Consider the following 20293-nt stretch of genomic DNA (forward strand, 5'->3'; position numbering starts at 1 on the left):
TCAGCCTCCTTCCTCGCGCCCGGCCTCGCCGGCCAGGATCAGCGCTCGCTGCGTCGCCACCGGGCCGAGCAGTTCGAGCAACAACACCATGAGGCCAAGGCCGGCGACCTGGCTGAAGACATCGATACCGAGATGGCGGGTCTGCTCGATCAGCAGGATGGTGAACACCGACATCGGCATCAGCGCCAGCCCGGTCAGCGCGCCTTTGCGCCAACTGATGCCGGACAGTCGGGCAAAGGCGACGGTGGCACCAATCTTGGTCAATGCCCGAACCAGCAATACCACCAGCGCCAGCCCTGCCCCCTGGGCGACCTGCGGCCACGACAGCGTCGCCGCCGCGAAGACGAAAAGCAGGATGGTCATCAGGCTGCCGAGCGCGCCGAAGCCGCGATCGGCACCGGAAAACACGATACGCCGGTAGCGGACGACCAGGCCGAAGACCAGCGCCGCCAGCATCGGCGAGAACTGCAACGAGTGCGTCAGCGTTACCAGCAGCAGCGTGGCGATGGCGAAAATCACCGTTGCATCGCCGCCGCCGCGATGCTGGCAGCGCAGCAGGGTCGGCACGGCAACGCCGAACATCGCGCCGATGCCGGCCGATACGCCGACCACGACCAGACTGTTCCACAAGGCCGGGAACAGGCCGCCGGCACTGGTCAGCACCCAGTAGCCGGCAACGGCCTTGAACACAAGCACGGCAAACACGCAATTGAAGGCCGACAGGTGCAGCATGCGCTCGGTGACCTGACCTGAGCAGCGAAGCTCGTTGGCAACACGCAGGGCCGCCACCGGCGACGAGGACATCGCCAGCGCCGCCAGCAACAGCGCCGGCAGGTGTGCCAGCCCGAAGGCCCGGGCCACCAGCAGGACTGCGATGAAGGTGCCGAAAGCCTCGACCAGGCTGGTCACGGCCAGCCAGCGGTTGTGCCGTAGCCAGTTCAGGTTGATGCGCTGACCGAGTTCGAAGAGCACCAGTGCAATGGCAAAATCGGCCAGCAGCGCCATCGACGTCCCGGCCGGGTTCGGCAACAGGCCGATCTGGCCGGATGCCAGCGCAAAACCGGCCAGCGCATAGCCACAGACGCGTGGCAGTGACAGCCAGCGACTGACAGCTTCTCCGCTCAGCCAGGCAAGCGCGATGGCCAGTGGCCAGGCCATGGCAGCAAGGTGATTTCCAACAGCTTCAAGCATCACGACAACTCCCGTCCGGTTTGGATTTGTCCTGCGCGTTTTTTCAGCTTAGCGCAATTTTCTCCTGTCGCTCCAACCTTGTGATTGGCTATCATCGACAATGGTTCCTTCATCGAGACGAGACATGGACGCCCGATTCCTGGACGATTTCACGCCCGGCCAACGCTTTTGCACCGGCGGGATCACCCTGACCGAAGCGGAGATCATCGACTTCGCCTGGCGCTATGACCCGCAGCCCTTTCATCTCGACACCGGCGCTGCCGAACGCTCGCCCTACGGAGGCCTGATCGCCAGCGGTTTCCAGTCACTGGCGCTGTGCTTCCGGTTGTTCATCCAGAGCGGCATGCTGGCCGAATCGAGCATGGGCTCACCCGGCATCGACGAACTGCGCTGGCTGGCGCCGGTGCGTCCGGGCGATACCCTGCACTGTGCCGTCGAGGTGCTGGAAGTGCGGCCGTCATCGTCAATCACCTGCTGCTGCGCCGCCCCGGCGCCTAGTGAAAATCCCGGCTTGAGGTTTCCAGCCGCCCCAGCCAAGCGGACAGATCGACCAGCCGCTGGGCAACCAGATGGACAACGCCATCGGCGCATTGCAGTTGCCCATAGACGCCGAGCAGCGGTGCGGCGAGCAGTTCGCGCCGCTGTTTCTCGACCAGCGCCGGCCTGACGACGACGTTGGTCCAACCGGTTTCGTCCTCCAGCGTGACGAAGACGATGCCAGTCGCGGTGCCCGGCCGCTGGCGGCCGGTGACGATGCCGGCGACGCGGACCAGCGCCCGGTCGCCGCATTGTTGCAGTTCGCGGGCAGTGAGAAAGCGGCGCGCCGCCAACTGTGCGCGCAACAAGGTCAGCGGGTGCGGGCGCAGGCTGTGGCCGAGTTGGCGGTAATCGGCAACGAGGTTGTCAGCCAGCGTCGGCTCCACCAGCTCGGCCGCCGCTTCCGGTGCCGGCAGGCCGGCGAAGAGATCGCCCTGGACTGCCCGCCGGCCGCTGTCGGCAACCTGCCAGGCCGCCTGCCGGCGATGGCCGGCGAGACTGCGCAAGGCGTCGGCAGCGGCGAGCAGGTCGAGCTCGCGCTTGCCCAGGGCGCAGCGCGCGGCGAGGTCGGCGATATCGGAAAAAGGTCGTTTTTTACGGTCGACCGCAATATTCAAGGCAATTTCACGGCGCAGGCCCTTGATCTCGCGCAGACCGAGGCGCACCGCGCCGCGCTTGTCACCCCTCTCCTCGATCCGGCTGTCCCAGTCGCTGGACGTGACATCGGCAGGCAGCACGGTGACAGCGTGGCGGCGCGCATCCTGAATCAGCATTGACGGCGAGTAGAAGCCCATCGGCTGACTGTTCAACAGCCCGCATAAAAAAGCCGCCGGGTAATGGCACTTGACCCAGGCCGAGGCATAGACCAGCAGCGCAAAGCTGGCGGCGTGCGATTCGGGGAAGCCGTACTCGCCGAAGCCCTGGATCTGCGCGACGATGCGCTCGACGAAGGCGGCCGGCACGCCGTTCCCGGCCATGCCGGCGCGCAGCTTGTCCTGATAACGGGCAAGATTGCCTTTACGGCGCCAGGCAGCCATCGCCCGCCGCAGTTCGTCGGCCTCGCCGGGCGTGAAGCCGGCGGCAACGATGGCCAGTTGCATCACCTGTTCCTGAAAGATCGGCACGCCGCAGGTGCGCGCCAGCACCGCGTCGATCGCCGGCGTGATGCGCTCGATGCGCTCCTTGCCCTGGCGCCGCTTCAGGTAGGGATGAACCATGTCGCCCTGAATCGGCCCGGGGCGCACCAGCGACACCTCGATCACCAGGTCGTAGTAGTTGCGCGGCCTCAGGCGCGGCAGCATGCTCATCTGCGCCCGCGACTCGACCTGGAAGACACCCATGCTGTCGGCGCGGCAGAGCATGTCGTAGGTCGCCGCGTCGCCTTCGGGGATTTCACTCAAATTCTGCGGTCGACCGCAAGATTCGCCAATAATTGCCAGCATCCGGCGCAGCGCCGACAGCATGCCGAGCGCCAGCACATCGACCTTCATCAGGCCGACCGCGTCGAGGTCGTCCTTGTCCCACTGGATCACCGTGCGCTCGGCCATCGCCGTGTTCTCGACCGGCACCAGCCGCGCCAGCGGCCCGCGCGACATGACGAAGCCGCCGACGTGCTGGGTCAGGTGGCGGGGAAAGCCGCGCAGTTGCTCGGCCAGCCACAGCCACTTGGCGACGCGCGGCGACGCCGGGTCCAGCCCCTGCTCGGCAAAGCGTTCCGGCATCTGCTCGCGCTTGTCCCACCAGGCGAGCGAGGCGGTCAGCGCGTCGATGCGGGCGATGTCGAAACCGAGCGCGCGGCCGGCGTCGCGCAGCGCGCCCTTGGTCCGGTAGGTGATGACGGCGGCGGCCAGCGCCGTGCGCTCGCGACCGTACTTTTCGTAGATGTAGGCGATGACCTCGTCGCGCCGCTCGTGCTCGAAATCGACGTCGATATCCGGCGGCTCGCCGCGCTCCTTGGAGACGAAGCGCTCGAACAGCATCGCCGAGCGCGCCGGGTCGACCTCGGTGACGCCGAGCGCGAAACACACCGTCGAATTCGCCGCCGAGCCGCGCCCTTGGCAGAGGATGCCGGCGCCGCGGGCGAAACAGACGATGTCGTAGACGGTCAGGAAATAGGGTTCGTAGTTCAGCTCGGCGATCAGCGCCAGTTCGTGCTCTATACGTTCGCGCACCGCGTCCGGCACGCCCGCCGGGTAGCGTCGGCACAGCCCAGCCTCGGTCTCGTGGCGCAGCCACGAGGTCGGCGTGTGGCCGGCGGGGACGATTTCCTCCGGATATTCGTAGCGCAACTCGTCGAGCGAAAACGTGCACAAGGCCGCGATGCGCAGCGTTTCGGCCAGCAGCTCGGGCGAATAGAGCCGCGCCAGCCGCAGGCGCGAGCGCAGGTGGCGCTCGCCGTTCGGGAACAGCGCGTGGCCTGCCTCGAACACCGAGGTCTTCAGGCGCAGCGCGGTCAGCACATCCTGCACCGGCCGCCGTGCCCGCACGTGCATGTGCACATCGCCCGCCGCCACCAGCGGCAACCCACAAGCCGCGCCGAGCGCCCGCAATTCCGCCAGCCGCGCCGCATCATCCGGCCCGGCATGCAGCTCGACGGCGATCCACAAACGCCCGGGAAAACACCCGGCCAGCCAGCGCCCATCCTCAACCGACGGCACCGCACCCGGCACCCACAGCACCAGGCAATCCGGCACCGCACCACTCGGTGAAACCGCATTGAAATCGTGGCGCTGCAAGCTGTAAGCACCCTTCTCCGCCCGCCGCCGCGCCAGCGTGATCAAGGCCGACAGATTCCCGTAACCCTCCCGGTTCTGCGCCAGAAACACCAGCTTCAGCCCGTCGACCGTGCGCATCTCGCTACCGATCAGCAAGCGCGGCGATTTTTCCAGCGCCCGAAACGCCTGATGCACGCGCACCACGCCAGCCAGCGAACACTCGTCGGTCAACGCCAACGCCGCATACCCCAACCCCGCCGCCTGCGCCGCCAGTTCCTCCGGATGCGAGGCACCGCGCAGGAAACTGAAGTTGGAGAGACAGTGCAGCTCGGCGTAATCGGGGAGCGCGGGAGGTTTGGTGAGGGGCGTGTTCAGGGCAAGGCAACTGTGTTTATATACAGCTATCTTACCCTAGACTCTGGGAACAGCGGAGCGTGCAAATGAGTCACCGGCAGCAAAACAGCGGTTACAGCCATTAAAGGCAGCCCCCTCCTCTGGCCGTTCCCCAGGTACGCTGCATGTTGAAGATGCAGCCGTTTGATCTTACACTGGGGAAATTGTCCTTCTTCGGCGCAAAACCTAGCTAAGTGTCTGAATAATTGGAGCAAGAGCAAATGACGTCATTAACTCGATTCGTTGGGTTCGCCGTAGTCGTATCCACATTGCTAATTGGCAAAACAGGCATTGCAGCAGAGCTTGATTATTGGGATGGTTACTATGCAGGCCTAAATCTCGGCGCTTCGGCCAGCACCGCCAAGATGAAATTCGACCCATCAGGAAGTTTTCTTGGCCCAACTGCCGCCGACATTGCTGATGGCAACTTTTGGAGAAGCAGTCGAAAACTCAAGTCCTCCGACCTAACGGGCGGCGTTCATGCTGGATATCAGCAAAGGTATGGTCGCACTCTCGTAGGCATTGAGCTGGATCTTAGCCAGCTTGGCCAGCGCGATAGCTCCTCTGTTACCGCTACCGTACCCACATCCGGCAGCCAGTACCGACTGGAACAACAAGTAGAGACCGACCTATCCATCAGTCTTCGCCCCCGTATTGCTTATGTACCGGAATCAGGCTCGGGAGATTTGCTGCTTTATGTCACTGGAGGTCTTACATACACACGTGCAAAGGTTTTCCAGAAATTTACTCAACTTAACGTCGCTTACTACTCTGAGGGATTGTCAGATAGTCGATGGTTAGTCGGCTGGGTAGTCGGCGGGGGGATTGAGTACGCATTATCTAAGCAATGGAGTCTCAAGACAGAGTATCTATATGCCAATCTCGGATCCATCAAGAAAAACAATGCGAGTGGCAATCCAGGTTTTGCAGCCTACACCACGAACAACCGAGTAGATCTGACCAACCATACTTTCCGGCTGGGGATGACTTACCGCTTTTAGCTGGTCGCTGGAATTTGTTAGATATATCTCCTGATGGCCGATTCCCGCTAAAGCACAACCGCCACCGCCTGATTGTGCAGCCATTATCTTTTTAGAACTCGGCTTTAACCTTTAACCCAAACCCCGTTTATACAAAATTCCGGACATGCCCTCCCTGGCAATGGAAGCTTGCGCCATTCAGGCGAACACCCCGTGCACATACCAGCCCTGTGCATCACGAAAAATCCAGGTCCACTGCCCCTGGGCATTGCGGGCGACGAAGTAGTCACGGCGGATGTCGCCGCTTGCCCCCGTTTCACCGCTGTCCCACCAGCCACTTTCCAGCCGCTCGCCGCGGGTGACGAGTTGCAGCGGGCCGTGCCAGTGCGGGCCGTCGGCGCGTTCGGCCAGCGGCTGCGGCGTCGGCAGCAGCCAGAGTGGACGCGGCGCAGCAAATGTTGCGGTCAACGTGGGGTTTTCAACAAAAATGCTCGCCGGATCGCCGGCCCGCGTGGCGCATTCCGGGCGGTGGTCGGCGTGCAGCGCCAGGCTGCGCACGGCGTCGTCACCGAGCCGGGCGCGCAGGCGTTCGATGCAGGCGGCTGCCCCCTCGCCGCTTGCCGCCTGGTCGAACAGGCCGGCGCTGGCGCCAGGACGGGCAATGACTTCGTCGGCGGTCAGACGCAGCGTCTCGACCGGCGCTGCCAGTTGCAGGCGGCCGAGGTGTTCGCGCAACAGGCGCATGAACCGCCCTTCGTCGGCGCAGGCTTCGCCGAAACGCAGCGACAGTGCGCTGGTCGAGCCGTCGTCGTGGGTCAGGTGCAGCGTGCAAGCGCGCAGCAGCGACTGGCGGACCTGCAGCCAGCCGGCCAGTGCGGCGAACAGGCGCTGCGCGGCGAAGGCCAGGCCTTCGGCGAATTCGACGCGCGACGGCAGTTCCAGCCCGGCGGCGAAGCGTTCGGGGAAGATAAAGGCCCGCTGCGGATCGGGAATTTCGCCACGGGCGCGCAGCAGGTCGTCGACCGGGCCGTTGCCGATGCGCCGGCGCAGAGTGGCGGCCGGTTGCGCGATCAGCTCGCCGAGATGGCGCAGGCCGAAGGAGTCAAGCCGGGCGGCAATTTCGGCCGGCCAGTCGGGCACGGTGCACGGCAAGGCGGCGAGCGCCGGGTGCAACGCGGCTATCGTTTCGACCGTGCAGGCAGCGCCGGCGCGGGCCAGCCAGCGGGCGCCGAGCGGCGTCGGCGCGACTGCCCAGTCGGCGCTCCAGCCTTGTGCCCGGCAGCCGTCGAGCACGGCCGCGACGATGGCTTCGATGCCGCCGAACAAGCGTCGACAGCCGCCAATTTCGAGCAACAGCCCGGCCGGCGGCGCTAGGCTGACGGTCGGCGTGAAGCGCCCGGCCCAGCAGGCGAGATCGGCGAGCGCCCGGACTTCGCGCGCCGGATCGCGCTCGCAGACGCGCAAGCCGGGCAACAGGCCGAGCGCGGTCGACAGCTTCTGCCCGGGCAAAACGCCGGCTTCGGCGGCTACCGGGTCGGCGGTCAGGATGCGCCCGCGTGCTGTAACCGCGCTAGGCGACTGCCGCAGCGGCAGGGCTTCCAGCGTCAGCAGGGGAAAATGCAGGGCCAGCCACAACACGCTTGTTCCTTCCCGGTCGGGGAATGTCGATCTGCAACAGGCGCGATGCCGGCCGGCCGCGCCGCTTCAGGATGCGCAACGCCAACCGGTCGGCGCCGGCGGTCAGGGTCAGACGCAGCGGTGCCGGCGACGGCGTGGCGGCATCTGCGGTCGACCGCCACAAAACGGCAAAAACCGATTGCCCCTCAGCCGCCACCTGCAGGCGGCGCAATGCCCGCGCATCGATGCCAGCGTCCGGCCAGGCGAGCAGGCCGGCAAAGCCACCGCATCTGAGCAATTGTTCGACACACCAGGCGCCCTGTTTGCCGGGCTGGATCACCAGCAGGCGCTCCGGCGCCACGCCGGCTGCGGCCCAGGCCGGCGCATGCGGCAGCCAGGGCGGCGCCACCAGTGCCAGCAGACCGCCCTCACCCGACAAGCGGGCCAGCGCCGGCAGCAGCAGACTGATTTCGCCGACGCCGCTGCGGTCTACCAGGATTTCGGTGAGATTTCCGCGCGGCCAGCCGCCACCCGGCAGTTCGGCGTCGAGTTCGGCATGGCCGCTGGCAATGGTGCCGGCCGGCAGGCCGGGCAAGGCGTCGCCGCGCCAGATGTCGCCGCGCGCCAGGACCGCCGCCAAATTTACCGGCGACGGCTGCGCGCTCATGAGAGTTTCGAAATGGCTCCGCGGATCAGGCCGACAGCAACACCCTCGATGGCGAATTCGACTTCGCCCGGGTTTATCACGATGGGCTCGAAATCCGGGTTCTCGGCGATCAGGCGGATCTGGTTCTTGCCGCGTTCCAGGCGCTTGACGGTGACTTCCTCATCAATGCGGGCAACAACAATCTCGCCATCGCGCGCCTGATTCGTTTTATGCACGGCGATCAGGTCACCGTCGAAGATGCCGGCGTCGATCATCGACAGGCCGCGCACCTTGAGCAGGAAATCGGCGCGCGGATTGAACAGGCCGGCGTCGAAGTTGTAGCGCCCCTGCACGTTCTCGACGGCGAGGATGGGCGAACCGGCGGCGACGCTGCCGATCAGCGGCAGACCGAGTTGTTCGACCAGACGGATGCCGCGCGCCGAGCCGGGTTCAAGGTTGATCGCGCCCTTCTTGGCCAGTGCCTTGAGGTGGTCCTCGGCGGCATTGGCCGAGGCAAAGCCGAAGGCGGTGGCGATTTCCGCGCGGGTCGGCGGCGCACCGAGTACCTCGACGGTGTTCCTGATGAAATCGAGAATTTCTTGCTGACGCGGGGTGAGCTTCATGGCCGGGCTCCGGCAATTTCTGATGACTGTATTTTTGTACAGTTACCAGAAATAAGCAAGCCTGCCGTCAATCAATCGTGAATCGTGTTCGAAAACGCCTGAACGACATCAACCACCCGCGTCGCCCCATCTCGCATCAGCTTGATCGCTTCACCGGCATTATTGGCCAATTCAACGCCAGCGCGCACCTCAGCCAGACCGTTGTTCATGCTGGTGCTGACCGAACCTGCTTCCTGCTGAATGGTGCGGATCATCGTCGCGATTTCGCCGGTCGACTTGCCAGTGCGTTCGGCCAGCTTGCGTACCTCGTCGGCGACCACCGCGAAACCACGCCCGGATTCGCCGGCACGCGCCGCCTCGATCGCCGCGTTGAGCGCCAGCAGATTGGTCTGGTCGGCGATCTCGCGGATCGTATCTACGATCGACGAAATGCTCACAGTCTGCTCGCCGAGTACGGCCACCAGCGTTGCCGATTCGTCGACAATGCCTGCAATGCGCTGCATCTTGGCGACAGTATTGAGAATGATGCCTTCGCCGGACTGCGAGATTTCCCGCGTTTCCAGCGCCACCTGGTAGGCAGTCTCGGCGCCTTCACGCTCGGCGAGATTACGACGGACGCGTTCGCTGACATCGGTAGCGAACTTGACCACCTTGACGACCTGACCATCCGGCCCGAATACCGGGTTGTAGCTCGCTTCCAGCCAGATTTCGCGCTGCTGGCGATCCAGCCGGGCGTACTGTCCGGCGCAGAATTCGCCACGCGCCAGACGAGCCCAGAACTGGGCGTATTCCGGACTGCGCGCTAGGCTGTCTGCGCAGAAAATGCGGTGGTGTCGGCCGACAACTTCGGCCGCCGAATAGCCCATGGTACGGCAGAAATTTTCGTTGGCGCGCAGGATAGTGCCGTCGGTGCGGAACTCGATGACTGCCATCGAGCGCTCGATTGCATCGACCATCGCCCGCTGGCTCGCCGCCTCAATCACCTGTTCGCTGACATCGGTGGCAAACTTGATCACCTTGATCACCTGTCCGGCGGCGTCGCGGACCGGGTTGTAGGTCGCCTCCAGCCAGATTTCGCGGCCGTCGCGGTGGCGCCGGCTGATCGTCCCACGCGAGAAATCGCCGCGCCGCAGGGCTGCCCAGAAAGCTGCGTATTCAGGTTTGGCCGCGTACGCCGGATCGCACAGCGTACGGTGATGCTGCCCCTTGAGTTCGGCCAGCGCGTAGCCCATCGTCCGGCAGAAATTTTCGTTGGCGTCGATGACGATGCCGTCGGGCGTCAACTCGATGACGGCCATCGACTGCCCCAGGGCTGTCTGAACAGCACGGCATTCGGCCAGGCTCGCTTCGAGTTCGGCGACCTGCTGCCGGTATTTGTTACCAAACATGCCAGTTCCTTGAATTGACCAATTCATCAAATAGTACCAAAAACAATAAGCGATCCGCGTTTTTTCCAGCCGGAAAATCGGCTAATATCCGCCGTCGACCGCAACAGGACCCCACATGAAACTCCAGCATCTCGCCATCGGCGACCGTTTCGAGTACGACGGAAAAATCTTCGTCAAGACCGGCCCGCTCACCGCCTCGTCGGACCAGGGCGGGCAGCAGGTCATTCCCCGCTACGCCGTGCTCACGCCGCTTGATCAGCCGGCACCGGGAAACAAGGCGGCCGGTCGTGAACGGGTGAACAAGGCGGCGGTGCTCGCTGCTTTCGACCGTTTCTACCGGACCAGCGAGCGCCTCAGCGATCCCGCCGCACATGCCGAGCTGGCCAAGGCCCGGGCAGAATTCATCGCCATCTTCGACTGATCAGGTCGGCAGCGCGTAGCCCTTGAGCTTGCGGTACATGTCGACCGCGTAGGAATCGGTCATGCCGGCGACGAAATCGGCCACCTGCAGCAAACGCACGTAGGGATCAGCATCGGGCGTGCCGCCATGGCCGAGAAACTGGACCGGCAGCAGCTTCAGCAGCATGCGCTCGCGGGTTGTCATGCGCGTTCCGGGGACGTCGGCGGCCGCTTCCACAGTATTGGCAAACAGCGCCAGCAAGGCGCCAAGCACCTCGAAACCGGCGGTTTCGATTTCCAGCGCCGGCCGTGCGGTGTAGATGGTTTCCTTGGCAATCTTCAGCACGGCCTGCAGCGGCACGCCGACCGGCGACTGATCAAGCAGTTCTTCGTCGAAACTGCCGTCAAGAATGGCATCCTCGTTTTCCAGGAAAACGCCGGCTGCATTCTCCAGCAGCCGGCCGATGGCCTTGGCGCGCAGGTATTCCAGCCTTTCCTTGGGATCGTGCAGGCGATCCAGGCGACCGCCGTTGATGGTATTGCCGGCCAGATCGGCGAGCAGGCATTCGGCATCCTTGTACGGGACGAAACCCAGGCGCGCCGCATCTTCCAGATCGACGATCAGGTAACAGGTGTCGTCCGCCACTTCGACCAGAAAAGCCAGCGGGTGCCGGCGCCAGGCGGTGTCGGGGATGCGCTCGACCAGACCGGTCGAACGGGCGACGCGGCGGAAGTTGTCCATGTCCTGCTGGAAGAAGCCGAATTTCTTGCCGCTTTTTCCCGGTAATTCACTGTCGACCGCAGAAGGCCGCGGATATTTCGTGAAGGTCGCCAATACCGCGCTGGTCAGTTGCAGCCCGCCCGGGTTGGCCGGGCTCTGCAAGCGCGAGACGATGCGGAAGCCCTGCGCGTTACCCTCGTATTTCTCGAAATCCGCCTTCTGTGCCGGCGTGAAATCATGGCGTTCGAGCAGGCCGGAAATGCGGAACCATTCGCGGATCGCATCCTCACCGGCGTGGCCGAACGGCGGATTGCCGATATCGTGCGCCAGACAGGCAGCAGCGACGATGGCGCCGAAATCGCCCGATTCGACATCCTTCAGTCCGTGCCGGGCGATGATCTCGCGGCCGACCACGGCGCCGAGCGAACGACCGACGCAACTGGCCTCCAGGCTGTGTGTCAGGCGGGTCCGGATGTAATCGCTCTTGGACAGCGGGAAGACCTGCGTCTTGTCCTTCAGCCGGCGAAAGGCCGAGGTGAACACGATACGGTCGTAATCCTGCTGGAAAGCCGTACGCTCGGCCGTGCCCGGCGCCTTGCCGGCGCCCAGGCGCTCGCTCGACAACAGTTTTTCCCAGACTTTCCGCTTATCCATGGCCGTTCCGCATGCGCTTTTGATGGGCGCCGAGTTTACTCCGCTTCGAGCAATGCCCGCACGTGATCCGGCAGCGGTACCGATTTCCCGGTCTGCGTATTCATCCACACCACCTTGGCCGCGCCCTCGGCGTACAGCGTGCCGTCGATCAGCATGTCGACATAGGTCTGGCAACTGGAGCGCCCCACCGCACCGACATAAGTCCGCACTTCAACCGTTCCCGGATAGTTCATCGGCATCAGGAAGGTACAGCTGGCATTGACGATCACCGGCCCGTCGCCGCCCGGCCGGACCTGGACCTTCATGTCCTCGATCCATTCGACCCGCGCCTGCTCCATGTAACGGAAATAGACGGTGTTGTTGACGTGCCCGTAGGCATCCATGTCACCCCAGCGGATGGGCATGTTTGTAGTGTGGATGAGCTTTTTGCGGTGGTCCATGAAACGATCGTTTGAAAAAGGGTTGATGAAAGTTTTTCCATACTGTACCGTATTGAAAATAAGCTCACAATAATCAAGGAGACATCATGGAACGCGAAGCCATGGAATTCGACGTGGTCGTGGTCGGTGGAGGACCGGCCGGACTCGCCTCGGCAATCCGCCTGAAACAACTGGCAACGGAACACGGCAGCGACATTTCCGTCTGCCTGATCGAGAAAGGTGCCGAGATCGGCGCCCACATCCTGTCCGGCGCCGTCATCGACCCGCGTGCGCTCGATGAACTGCTGCCCAACTGGAAAGCCGACGGCGCCCCGCTCAACGCGCCGGTCAGCGAGGATCGCTTCCTGATCCTGTCGGAAACCGGTGCGACGCAGGTACCGAACGCCCTGCTCCCCGGCTGTTTCCACAACGAGGGCAATTACGTCATCTCGCTCGGCAACGTCTGTCGCTGGCTCGGCGAGCAGGCGGAAGCGCTCGGTGTCGAGATTTACCCCGGTTTTGCCGGCAGCGAAGTGCTGTTCGACGAGAACGGCGCGGTCAAGGGTGTCGCCACCGGCGACATGGGCCGCCTGCACGATGGTTCGGAAGGCCCGAACTTTCAGCCCGGCATGGAACTGCACGGCAAATACAGCTTCTTCGCCGAAGGCTGCCGCGGCCACCTCGGCAAACAGTTGATCGCGCATTTCGACCTGAACAAGGATGCCGATCCGCAAACCTACGGCATCGGCCTCAAGGAACTCTGGGAAATCGACCCGTCCAAGCACCAGACCGGCCTGGTCATCCACAGCGGCGGCTGGCCGATGCAGCCCGATACCTACGGCGGCGGTTTCCTCTACCACCTGGAAAACAACCAGATCGCCATCGGCTTCGTCGTCGGCCTCGGCTACGAAAATCCGCACCTGTCGCCCTACGAGGAATTCCAGCGCTTCAAGACGCACCCGGAAATTCGCAAATTCCTCGAAGGCGGCAAGCGCATTGCCTACGGCGCCCGGGCGCTGACCGCCGGCGGCCTGCAGTCGCTACCGAAAACCACTTTCCCCGGTGGCGTGCTGGTCGGCGACGATGCCGGCTTCCTCAACGCCGCCCGCATCAAGGGCTCGCACTGCGCGATCAAGACCGGAGCACTGGCGGCCGAAGCCTGTTTCGAAGCACTGAGCGGCAGTCGCCAGCGCGACGAACTGGTCGCCTATCCGGAAGCCTTCCGCCAGAGCTGGCTGTACGAGGAACTGCACCGCGCCCGCAATTTCAAGCCGTGGATGAGCAAAGGTCTGTGGCTGGGCTCGCTGATGTTCGGCATCGACCAGCTGCTGCTGCGCGGCAAGGCCCCATGGACGCTGCGCCACACGACGCCGGACCATGCCAAGCTCAGACCGGCGGCCGAATTTGCGCCGATTGCCTACCCGAAACCCGACGGCGTCATCACTTTTGACCGTCTGTCCTCGGTTTTCCTGTCGGCAACCAATCACGAGGAAGACCAGCCCTGCCACCTGCAACTCAAGGACCCCGCAGTAGCCATCACGGTCAACCTGGCAACCTACGACGCACCGGAGCAGCGCTACTGCCCGGCCGGTGTCTACGAGATCCTGCGCGACGAGGATGGCCGCAATGCCCGGCTGCAGATCAATGCGCAGAACTGTGTGCATTGCAAGACCTGTGACATAAAGGACCCGACACAGAACATCAACTGGGTCGTGCCGCAAGGTGGCGAGGGGCCGACTTACCCGAACATGTAGCGCCCTGCCGGGCAATGGCGATTCGCGGCCGATTCGACGCGGCGAATCGGCCATTCTCGGTTTATAATCTCGCGGCTAAACCCCCTAGGGAGAACAACACATGGGCTTTCTCGCCGACAAGAAGATTCTGATCACCGGTCTGCTGTCCAAGCATTCCATCGCCTACGGCATTGCCAAGGCCTGCCACCGCGAAGGCGCGCAGCTGGCCTTCACCTATCAGAACGAGCGTTTCGAAGACCGCATCAAGAAATTCGCCGCCGAATTCGGCAGCGACATCACCATTCCGGTCGATGTCAGCAGCGATGAACAGATCACCAACCTCTTCGTCGAACTCGGCAAGCGCTGGGACGGCCTCGACGGCCTGGTCCATTCGATCGCCTATGCACCGACCGAAGCCATCGAGGGCGATTTCCTCGACGGCATCACCCGCGACGCCTTCCGCATCGCCCACGAAATTTCGTCGTACAGCTACCCGGCACTGGTCAAGGCTGCACGGCCGATGATGCAGGGGCGCAAGAGTGCGGCGCTGGCACTGTCCTACCTCGGCGCCGAACGCACGATGCCGAACTACAACACCATGGGCCTGGCCAAGGCCAGCCTGGAAGCCGCCACGCGCTACCTGGCATTCTGCCTCGGCCCTGAAGGCATCCGCGCCAACGCCATTTCCGCTGGCCCGATCAAGACCCTGGCGGCCTCCGGCATCGGCAACTTCGGCAAGCTGCTGGCCTACAACTCGCACAATGCACCGCTGCGTCGCAACGTGACCATCGATGAAGTCGGCAATGTCGCCGCCTTCATGCTGTCCGACCTGGCCAGCGGCATCACCGGCGAAATCACCTATGTCGATGGCGGCATGAACACCGTCGCCCTCGGCAACGCCGACCCGCTGCCGGCCTGATCGAAATTTTGCGGTCGACCCGCAAAAACAGCAAAAAACGCCGACCCGGCTCTTCCCGGTCGGCGTTTTTCTTTGGCGAAAGGATTGCCTGATGCGCCTGCTGCCCCACTGGGCCTCACCCTATCCGCGCCAGCACCTGGGCAGCGATGTGCTGGCCGGGGTCATCGTCACCATCCTGGTCATTCCGCAGAGCCTCGCCTACGCCCTGCTCGCCGGCCTGCCGCCGCAGATCGGGCTGTACGTCTCGATCTTCCCAGTCATCGCCTACGCGCTGTTCGGCAGCAGCATGGTCCAGGCGGTCGGCCCGGTGGCGATCACCTCGATCATGACGTATTCAATGCTGGCCCCGATCGCCGCGCCCGGCTCGCCTGAATACCTTGTGCTGGCCGCAACACTGGCGCTCGGTTCCGGACTGCTGCTGCTCGCCTGCGGCCTGCTGCGCCTGGGTTTCCTGGCCCAGTTGCTGAGCCGGCCGGTCATCGCCGGCTTCATTTCCGGTTCGGCGGTGCTGATCGTCTTCAGTCAGCTGAAATACCTGTTCGGCATGACGCCTGCCGGCAGCGATGCCTGGCATGTCATCAGCGCACTTTTCACCCAGGGCCGGATCGATGCCGGCACGCTGATCGGCCTGACCGCCATCGCCGTGCTCGCCTTTTCTCGCCTCGGGCTGACCGGACTGCTGGGCAAAATTGGCCTGAAACCCGCGTCGACCGCAATGATTGTCCGCCTGGTGCCGCTGTTCGTGGTGCTCGCCGGCACCGCCGCCGTCATTGGCTGGAACCTGGATCATCGACACGGCGTGGCCGTGGTCGGCAGCATCGTCGAAGGCCTGCCCGGCCTGAACCTGTTCCTGCCGGCGTTTGCCGAACTCAAGTTGCTGGCCCTGCCGATCCTGCTGATGGCGCTGATCGGCATGGTGCAGAACATATCGATGGCCCAGGCGCTGGCCATCCGGCGGCGCGAGCGCATCGACGCCAACGCCGAACTGGTCGGCCTGGGCAGCGCCAACGTGGTCTCCGCCTTCTATGGCGGCATGCCGGTCGGTGGCGGCGTCTCGCGTTCTGCGGTCAACGTCGCTGCCGGGGCACAAACGCCGCTGGCCAGCATCATCTCGGCCCTTGCCATGCTCGCCATCGTGGCCGGCGCTGCGCCCCTGTTCGCCCGCCTGCCGCTGGCCGTGCTGGCCGCCAGCATCATCGTCGCCGCCATCAGCATGATCGACCTGCGTGCCCTGCGCCAGGCCTGGGATTACGACCGGGCCGACGGTATCGCGGCGCTGGGCACGGCCAGCGGTGTCTTCCTGCTCGGCCTGGAAGCCGGTATCGGACTCGGCATCCTGTTCTCGCTGGCGACCCTGGTCTATCGCACCAGCACCCCGCACATCGCCGTCATCGGGCGCATTCCGCACAGCGAGCATTTCCGCAATGTCGAACGCTACGAGGTCGAGACCATTCCCGGCGTGATTTTCCTGCGCATCGACGAAAGCCTGTTCTTCGGCAACCTCGACGCCGTCGAATCCCGCCTGGCCGGCGAACTGGAAAAAGCCGGCGACACCCGCGATGTGGTCCTCATCATGAGCGCCGTCAATCGCGTCGACACAACGGCCATGGAAGTCCTCAGCGACCTCAACCGGGAACTCGCCGGCCGCCACATCCGCCTGCATCTGGCCGAGGTCAAGGGGCCGGTGCAGGATCGCCTGACCGGCACGCCCCTGTGGAACGAACTATCGGGTCAGGTCTTCCTGTCGGTCAATGATGGCTACGAAGCCCTGAGCCACGACTGAGGGCGAAAAAAAGCGGGGGTGGTTCCCCCGCTTTCTTGCTGTCGTTCCGCTGTCACCCAGAAGCCTGCTTGGTCAAGGCGCTGGATTGCCGCGCTGCGCTCGCAATGACGGGATCACTTTCAGCGTTCGCTGCCGTTCAGGGCCTTGTCGTTGATCTCCACCTTGTAGCGGCCACGCAAGGCATTCAGATACAACTGCACTTCTTCCTGGGCGGCCAGGGTGCGCAACTGGCCGATCAGTCCCTGGCGACGGACGTCATCAAGCTTCTCGCCGGCTTCCACCTTGTTCAGACGGTACAGGGCGTAGCCGGCACCAGCCAGTTCGATACCTGCGTAGGACGGCAATTTGGCGGTGTCCATACGAAATACCGGTTGCACCGCCGGCGGCGGCAACAGGCGTGCATCCATGCGGGAAACGCGCTTGGCGCTGCCCCAGGAAAGCTTGTCGTCGCCACCCTTGAGCGCGGCCAGGCGAGCTTCGCCATCAGCCTTGGCCAGCTTCATGGCTTCCTGGCTGACCAGCAGTTTCTCGATGGTCGGCTTCAGCCCTTCGAAAGGCTGCAGTGCAGCCGGCTTGTATTCGACAATACGGGCCGAGACCAGTGTGTTCGGGGCGATTTCGACGGCCTCGGTATTGCGCTTGTTCTTGACCGAATCATCCGAGAACAGGGCTTCCAGCAACTTGGCGTTGGCCAGCGGGCCATTGGCCGGATTTGCCTGACGCCCCAGCCAGCCACTCTGCTCGATCTTCAGCTTGAACTGCTCGGCGGCCGGTTGCAGGCTGTCGGACTGTTCATACACCATGTTGCTGAAGGCTTCTGCCGCTTCGGCAAACTTGCGGGCGGCAGCGGAAGTCTTCAGTTCGGCTTCGATATCGCCGCGCACTTCGGCTAGCGGCTTTTCCTTGGCAGCACGGACGGCCACCAGCTTGATGATGTGGAAGCCGAAATCCGACTCGACAACCTCGGAGATATCGCCTTCCTTCATGGTGAAGGCCGCATCCTCGAAGGGTTTGACCATCATGCCGCGACCGAAGAAACCGAGGTCGCCGGCCTGCGCTGCCGAACCCGGATCATCGGAGTGTTTTTTGGCGAGGTCGCCGAACGCGGCCGGCTTCTTGCGGATTTCCTGCAGGAGTTCCTCGGCCTTCGCTTTTGCCTTGTCCTTGCCGACGCTTTCCGAGGCAATCAGGATATGGCTGGCCCGACGCTCTTCCGGCTGCTGGTAGCGTTCCTTGTGGCCGTCGTACCAGGACTTGATCTCTTCATCGCTGACCTTGGCATCCATGCGGTCGAGCGACAGCACGATGAATTCGGCACGGGCCTGATCCGGCGTTTCGAACTGCTTGCTGTTTTCATCGTAGAACTTGCGTGCAGCATCGTCGGCCAGCTTGACCTTGCCGAGGTAATCCTCAAGCGGCAGGCGGATTTCCTGGACTTCACGCTGCTCGGTCTGCAGGGCCAGGATGCGCTCGCTGACGGTCCGCGACAGCATGCCGGTCTGGCCGATGGTTCCTGCCAGTTGCTGCAGGGTCAGATCCTGACGCACCTGCGCCTCGAAACCGGCCGGCGACATGCCCTGGGCACGCAGCAGCGCTTCGTAGCGTTCGTTCGAAAACTGGCCATCCTGCTGGAAGGCTTCGATCGCACCAATCGTGCGCCGTACCGTCTCGTCATTGGCGAACAGGCGGCGCTTGCCGGCTTCCATGGCGAGCAGGCGCTGGTCGATCAGATCGTCAAGGATGGCCTTGCGGAATTCCGGGTTGTCGAGCATTTTCGGATCGACCTGCCCCAGCTGGCTACGCAGGCGCTCCTGCTGTTCGCGCATGCTCTGCTGGAACTCCTGCTGGGAAATCTTGATCTCCCCGACCTTGGCGACATCGGCGCCGACGCCGTCACTGCTGACGTAGGACTCGAGGCCGAAGAAGGCAAAAGGAAGCGCGATCAGCACCAGGAATACCTGGACGATCTTCTTGTTGTTGCGGATTGCGTCGAACATGAACAGAAAATCCTTCGAATGCGTTCAGAATGGCAAGGCGAAGCTTGCCCAAAAAGGGGCAATCATACCGTAGTTGCTCATCCCCTGCCCGCTTCCGCTACCGCTTCACCGCCACCAAATATCAATCCCAGACGGCGTATGGCATCGTCGATCTCCGGCGTATGCGGGTTGCCGCAGTTCAGACGCAGGCAATTGCGGTACATGCCACTCGGCGAGAACAGCTCCCCGGGCACGTAGGACAGCCGCTCGCGCAGCGCCTTGGCGTGCAGTTGCGTGGTATCGATATGTTCCGGCAGTTCGATCCACAGCACATAGCCAGCCTGCGGCTGGGCAATCCGCGTGGCCGCCGGAAAGTAGCGCGAGACTGCGGCCTGCATCGCTTCCACCTGCAGCCGGTAGCACCGGCGCAATTGCCGCAGATGGCGGTCGACGGCACCGGATTCAAGATATTCGGCGAGCACCATCTGGGTCAGCGGATTGGTACCGCCGCTGGTAATCGTCTTTTGCAGCGCCACCGCCCGCCGATGTCGGCCAGCTGCAACGAAGCCGATGCGCAGCGATGGCGACAGGCATTTGGAGAAGGACGAACACAGCATCACGTTGCCGGTCTTGTCGAAGGCCTTCACCGGCCATGGCCGGTCGTTGCCGAGATGGAGATCGCCGTAGATGTCGTCCTCGATCACTGGAATGCCGCGTGCTGCGGTCAACGTCGCCAGACGGCGTTTTTTGTCGTCCGGCATCAGGCTGCCCAGCGGGTTGCTGCCGTTGGCAACAAGCAGACAGGCGGCGACGCCACCGTTGCGTGTCGCCAACTCAAGCGCCTCGACCGACATGCCGGTACGTGGATCGCAGGGAATCTCCAGCGCCTTCAGGCCGAGCGTCTCCAGTAACTGCAGCATCAGGTAATAGGCCGGCGATTCCACCGCCACCGTGTCGCCCGGCCGGGTGACGGCGCGCAGGCAGAGATTGAGCGCTTCGGTGCAGGAATTGACGATGATGAATTCCTCGGCCGGCAACGGCCCGCCCCAGGCCAGCGAGCGACGTACCAGTTGCCGAACCAGCGCCGGCTGATCCATATGCACGTGGCTGCCGGATTCCAGCAGGTGCGGATGACGCCGCGCAACGCCGGCATAGAGCCGGTGCAAGGCAGCGATCGGCAGCAGTTCGTTGGCCGGCAGGGCCGCTGACAGCGGTGCCACGCCAGGACGCGCGCCGGCCTCCAGGACATGCACCAGACGCTCGGAGATATCCACCGGCATCGGCGAATCCGGCGTTGACCGGGCCTGCGGTTCGCTGCGCTGCATCTGCGCCGGCCGGACGAAGTAGCCGGATTGCGGCCGGGCTTCGACCAGACCGCGCTCTTCCAGCTGACGCATGGCCTGCACCACGGTGGACACGGACAACCGGCGCTCCTGCGCCAGGCGTCGGACCGACGGCAGGCGTTCGCCCTGGTTGAGGACGCCACCGGCGATCAGGCCGGCCAGTTCACCGGCCAGTTTTTCGTAACGAAGCGGTTCTGCGGACATGAGGCACCAATACAGTTGTCATTCAAACCAACCAGTACAGTCACCAGCACAAC

Annotated in this window: 14 protein-coding genes and 3 pseudogenes; 6 read left to right on the top strand and 11 right to left on the bottom strand. The window is 63.8% G+C overall.

The genetic code is table 11. From position 1 onward, the window contains the following. Positions 1-1191, bottom strand: coding sequence for a cation:proton antiporter (locus BJN45_RS07740; RefSeq protein ID WP_076093664.1), 1191 nt, complete (start codon positions 1189-1191; stop codon positions 1-3). A 124-nt stretch (positions 1192-1315) separates the two neighbouring features. Between BJN45_RS07740 and BJN45_RS07745 the strand changes: the two are divergent. Continuing rightward, positions 1316-1588: pseudogene (locus BJN45_RS07745) on the top strand (MaoC/PaaZ C-terminal domain-containing protein); the annotation flags it as partial. 97 nt (positions 1589-1685) lie between these two features. Here the strand turns inward: BJN45_RS07745 and BJN45_RS07750 are convergent. Further along, on the bottom strand, positions 1686-4817 hold the full coding sequence (locus BJN45_RS07750) for an error-prone DNA polymerase (protein WP_076093666.1): 3132 nt from the start codon (positions 4815-4817) through the stop codon (positions 1686-1688). A 239-nt stretch (positions 4818-5056) separates the two neighbouring features. Here BJN45_RS07750 and BJN45_RS07755 point away from each other — a divergent pair, with 239 nt between their 5' ends. Continuing rightward, entirely contained in the window at positions 5057-5836 is a 780-nt protein-coding gene (locus BJN45_RS07755; protein WP_076093668.1) for an outer membrane protein, read from the top strand. A 177-nt stretch (positions 5837-6013) separates the two neighbouring features. Here the strand turns inward: BJN45_RS07755 and BJN45_RS07760 are convergent, their stop codons facing one another. The 5 genes and pseudogenes from BJN45_RS07760 to BJN45_RS18265 all read right to left on the bottom strand — a co-directional run. After that, positions 6014-7453 (bottom strand): Y-family DNA polymerase, encoded by a 1440-nt coding sequence (locus tag BJN45_RS07760; protein ID WP_076093670.1) that lies wholly within the window; start codon positions 7451-7453, stop codon positions 6014-6016. Continuing rightward, complete coding sequence (gene imuA, locus BJN45_RS07765; RefSeq protein ID WP_076093672.1) at positions 7386-8099, bottom strand: translesion DNA synthesis-associated protein ImuA; 714 nt, start codon at positions 8097-8099, stop codon at positions 7386-7388. Before imuA ends, BJN45_RS07760 begins: the two co-directional genes overlap by 68 nt. Next, a complete protein-coding gene (lexA, locus tag BJN45_RS07770; RefSeq protein ID WP_076093674.1) occupies positions 8096-8701 on the bottom strand; it encodes a transcriptional repressor LexA in 606 nt (201 codons plus the stop codon). The genes imuA and lexA overlap by 4 nt, the downstream gene beginning before the upstream one ends. A gap of 80 nt (positions 8702-8781) precedes the next feature. After that, a pseudogene (locus BJN45_RS18260) lies at positions 8782-9270 on the bottom strand (methyl-accepting chemotaxis protein); the annotation flags it as partial. A 51-nt stretch (positions 9271-9321) separates the two neighbouring features. Continuing rightward, a pseudogene (locus BJN45_RS18265) lies at positions 9322-10116 on the bottom strand (PAS domain-containing protein); the annotation flags it as partial. A gap of 88 nt (positions 10117-10204) precedes the next feature. Here BJN45_RS18265 and BJN45_RS07780 point away from each other — a divergent pair. After that, the gene (locus BJN45_RS07780) at positions 10205-10510 is read left to right on the top strand and encodes a hypothetical protein (protein WP_076093678.1); all 306 of its coding nucleotides are present in this window, start codon (positions 10205-10207) and stop codon (positions 10508-10510) included. Here BJN45_RS07780 and dgt read toward each other — a convergent pair whose 3' ends face one another. Together dgt and BJN45_RS07790 are read right to left on the bottom strand one after the other, a co-directional pair. After that, positions 10511-11863 (bottom strand): dGTP triphosphohydrolase, encoded by a 1353-nt coding sequence (gene dgt / locus BJN45_RS07785; protein ID WP_076093680.1) that lies wholly within the window; start codon positions 11861-11863, stop codon positions 10511-10513. It lies immediately after the preceding gene. A gap of 35 nt (positions 11864-11898) precedes the next feature. Beyond that, positions 11899-12303, bottom strand: a complete 405-nt coding sequence (locus BJN45_RS07790) for an acyl-CoA thioesterase (RefSeq protein ID WP_076093682.1) — start codon at positions 12301-12303, stop codon at positions 11899-11901. An 86-nt stretch (positions 12304-12389) separates the two neighbouring features. Here BJN45_RS07790 and BJN45_RS07795 point away from each other — a divergent pair, with 86 nt between their 5' ends. The 3 genes from BJN45_RS07795 to BJN45_RS07805 all read left to right on the top strand — a co-directional run bounded on the left by BJN45_RS07795 (position 12390) and on the right by BJN45_RS07805 (position 16717). Further along, positions 12390-14036: an electron transfer flavoprotein-ubiquinone oxidoreductase gene (locus BJN45_RS07795; RefSeq protein ID WP_076093684.1), complete on the top strand. Its 1647-nt coding sequence runs from the start codon at positions 12390-12392 to the stop codon at positions 14034-14036. Between the two features lie 100 nt (positions 14037-14136). Continuing rightward, positions 14137-14934 (top strand): enoyl-ACP reductase FabI, encoded by a 798-nt coding sequence (gene fabI / locus BJN45_RS07800; protein WP_076093686.1) that lies wholly within the window; start codon positions 14137-14139, stop codon positions 14932-14934. 91 nt (positions 14935-15025) lie between these two features. Next, on the top strand, positions 15026-16717 hold the full coding sequence (locus BJN45_RS07805; RefSeq protein WP_076093688.1) for a SulP family inorganic anion transporter: 1692 nt from the start codon (positions 15026-15028) through the stop codon (positions 16715-16717). Positions 16718-16836: 119 nt separating this feature from the next. On the opposite strand, the gene BJN45_RS07810 is transcribed toward BJN45_RS07805, so the two are convergent. Both BJN45_RS07810 and BJN45_RS07815 read right to left on the bottom strand, forming a co-directional pair. Next, a complete protein-coding gene (locus BJN45_RS07810) occupies positions 16837-18714 on the bottom strand; it encodes a SurA N-terminal domain-containing protein (protein ID WP_076093690.1) in 1878 nt (625 codons plus the stop codon). A 77-nt stretch (positions 18715-18791) separates the two neighbouring features. Continuing rightward, positions 18792-20240, bottom strand: coding sequence for a PLP-dependent aminotransferase family protein (locus BJN45_RS07815; protein WP_076093692.1), 1449 nt, complete (start codon positions 20238-20240; stop codon positions 18792-18794). Positions 20241-20293 lie beyond the last annotated feature (53 nt).

This window comes from Azonexus hydrophilus, assembly GCF_001956855.1.
GTDB classification, from domain to species: Bacteria; Pseudomonadota; Gammaproteobacteria; order Burkholderiales; family Rhodocyclaceae; genus Azonexus; species Azonexus hydrophilus_A.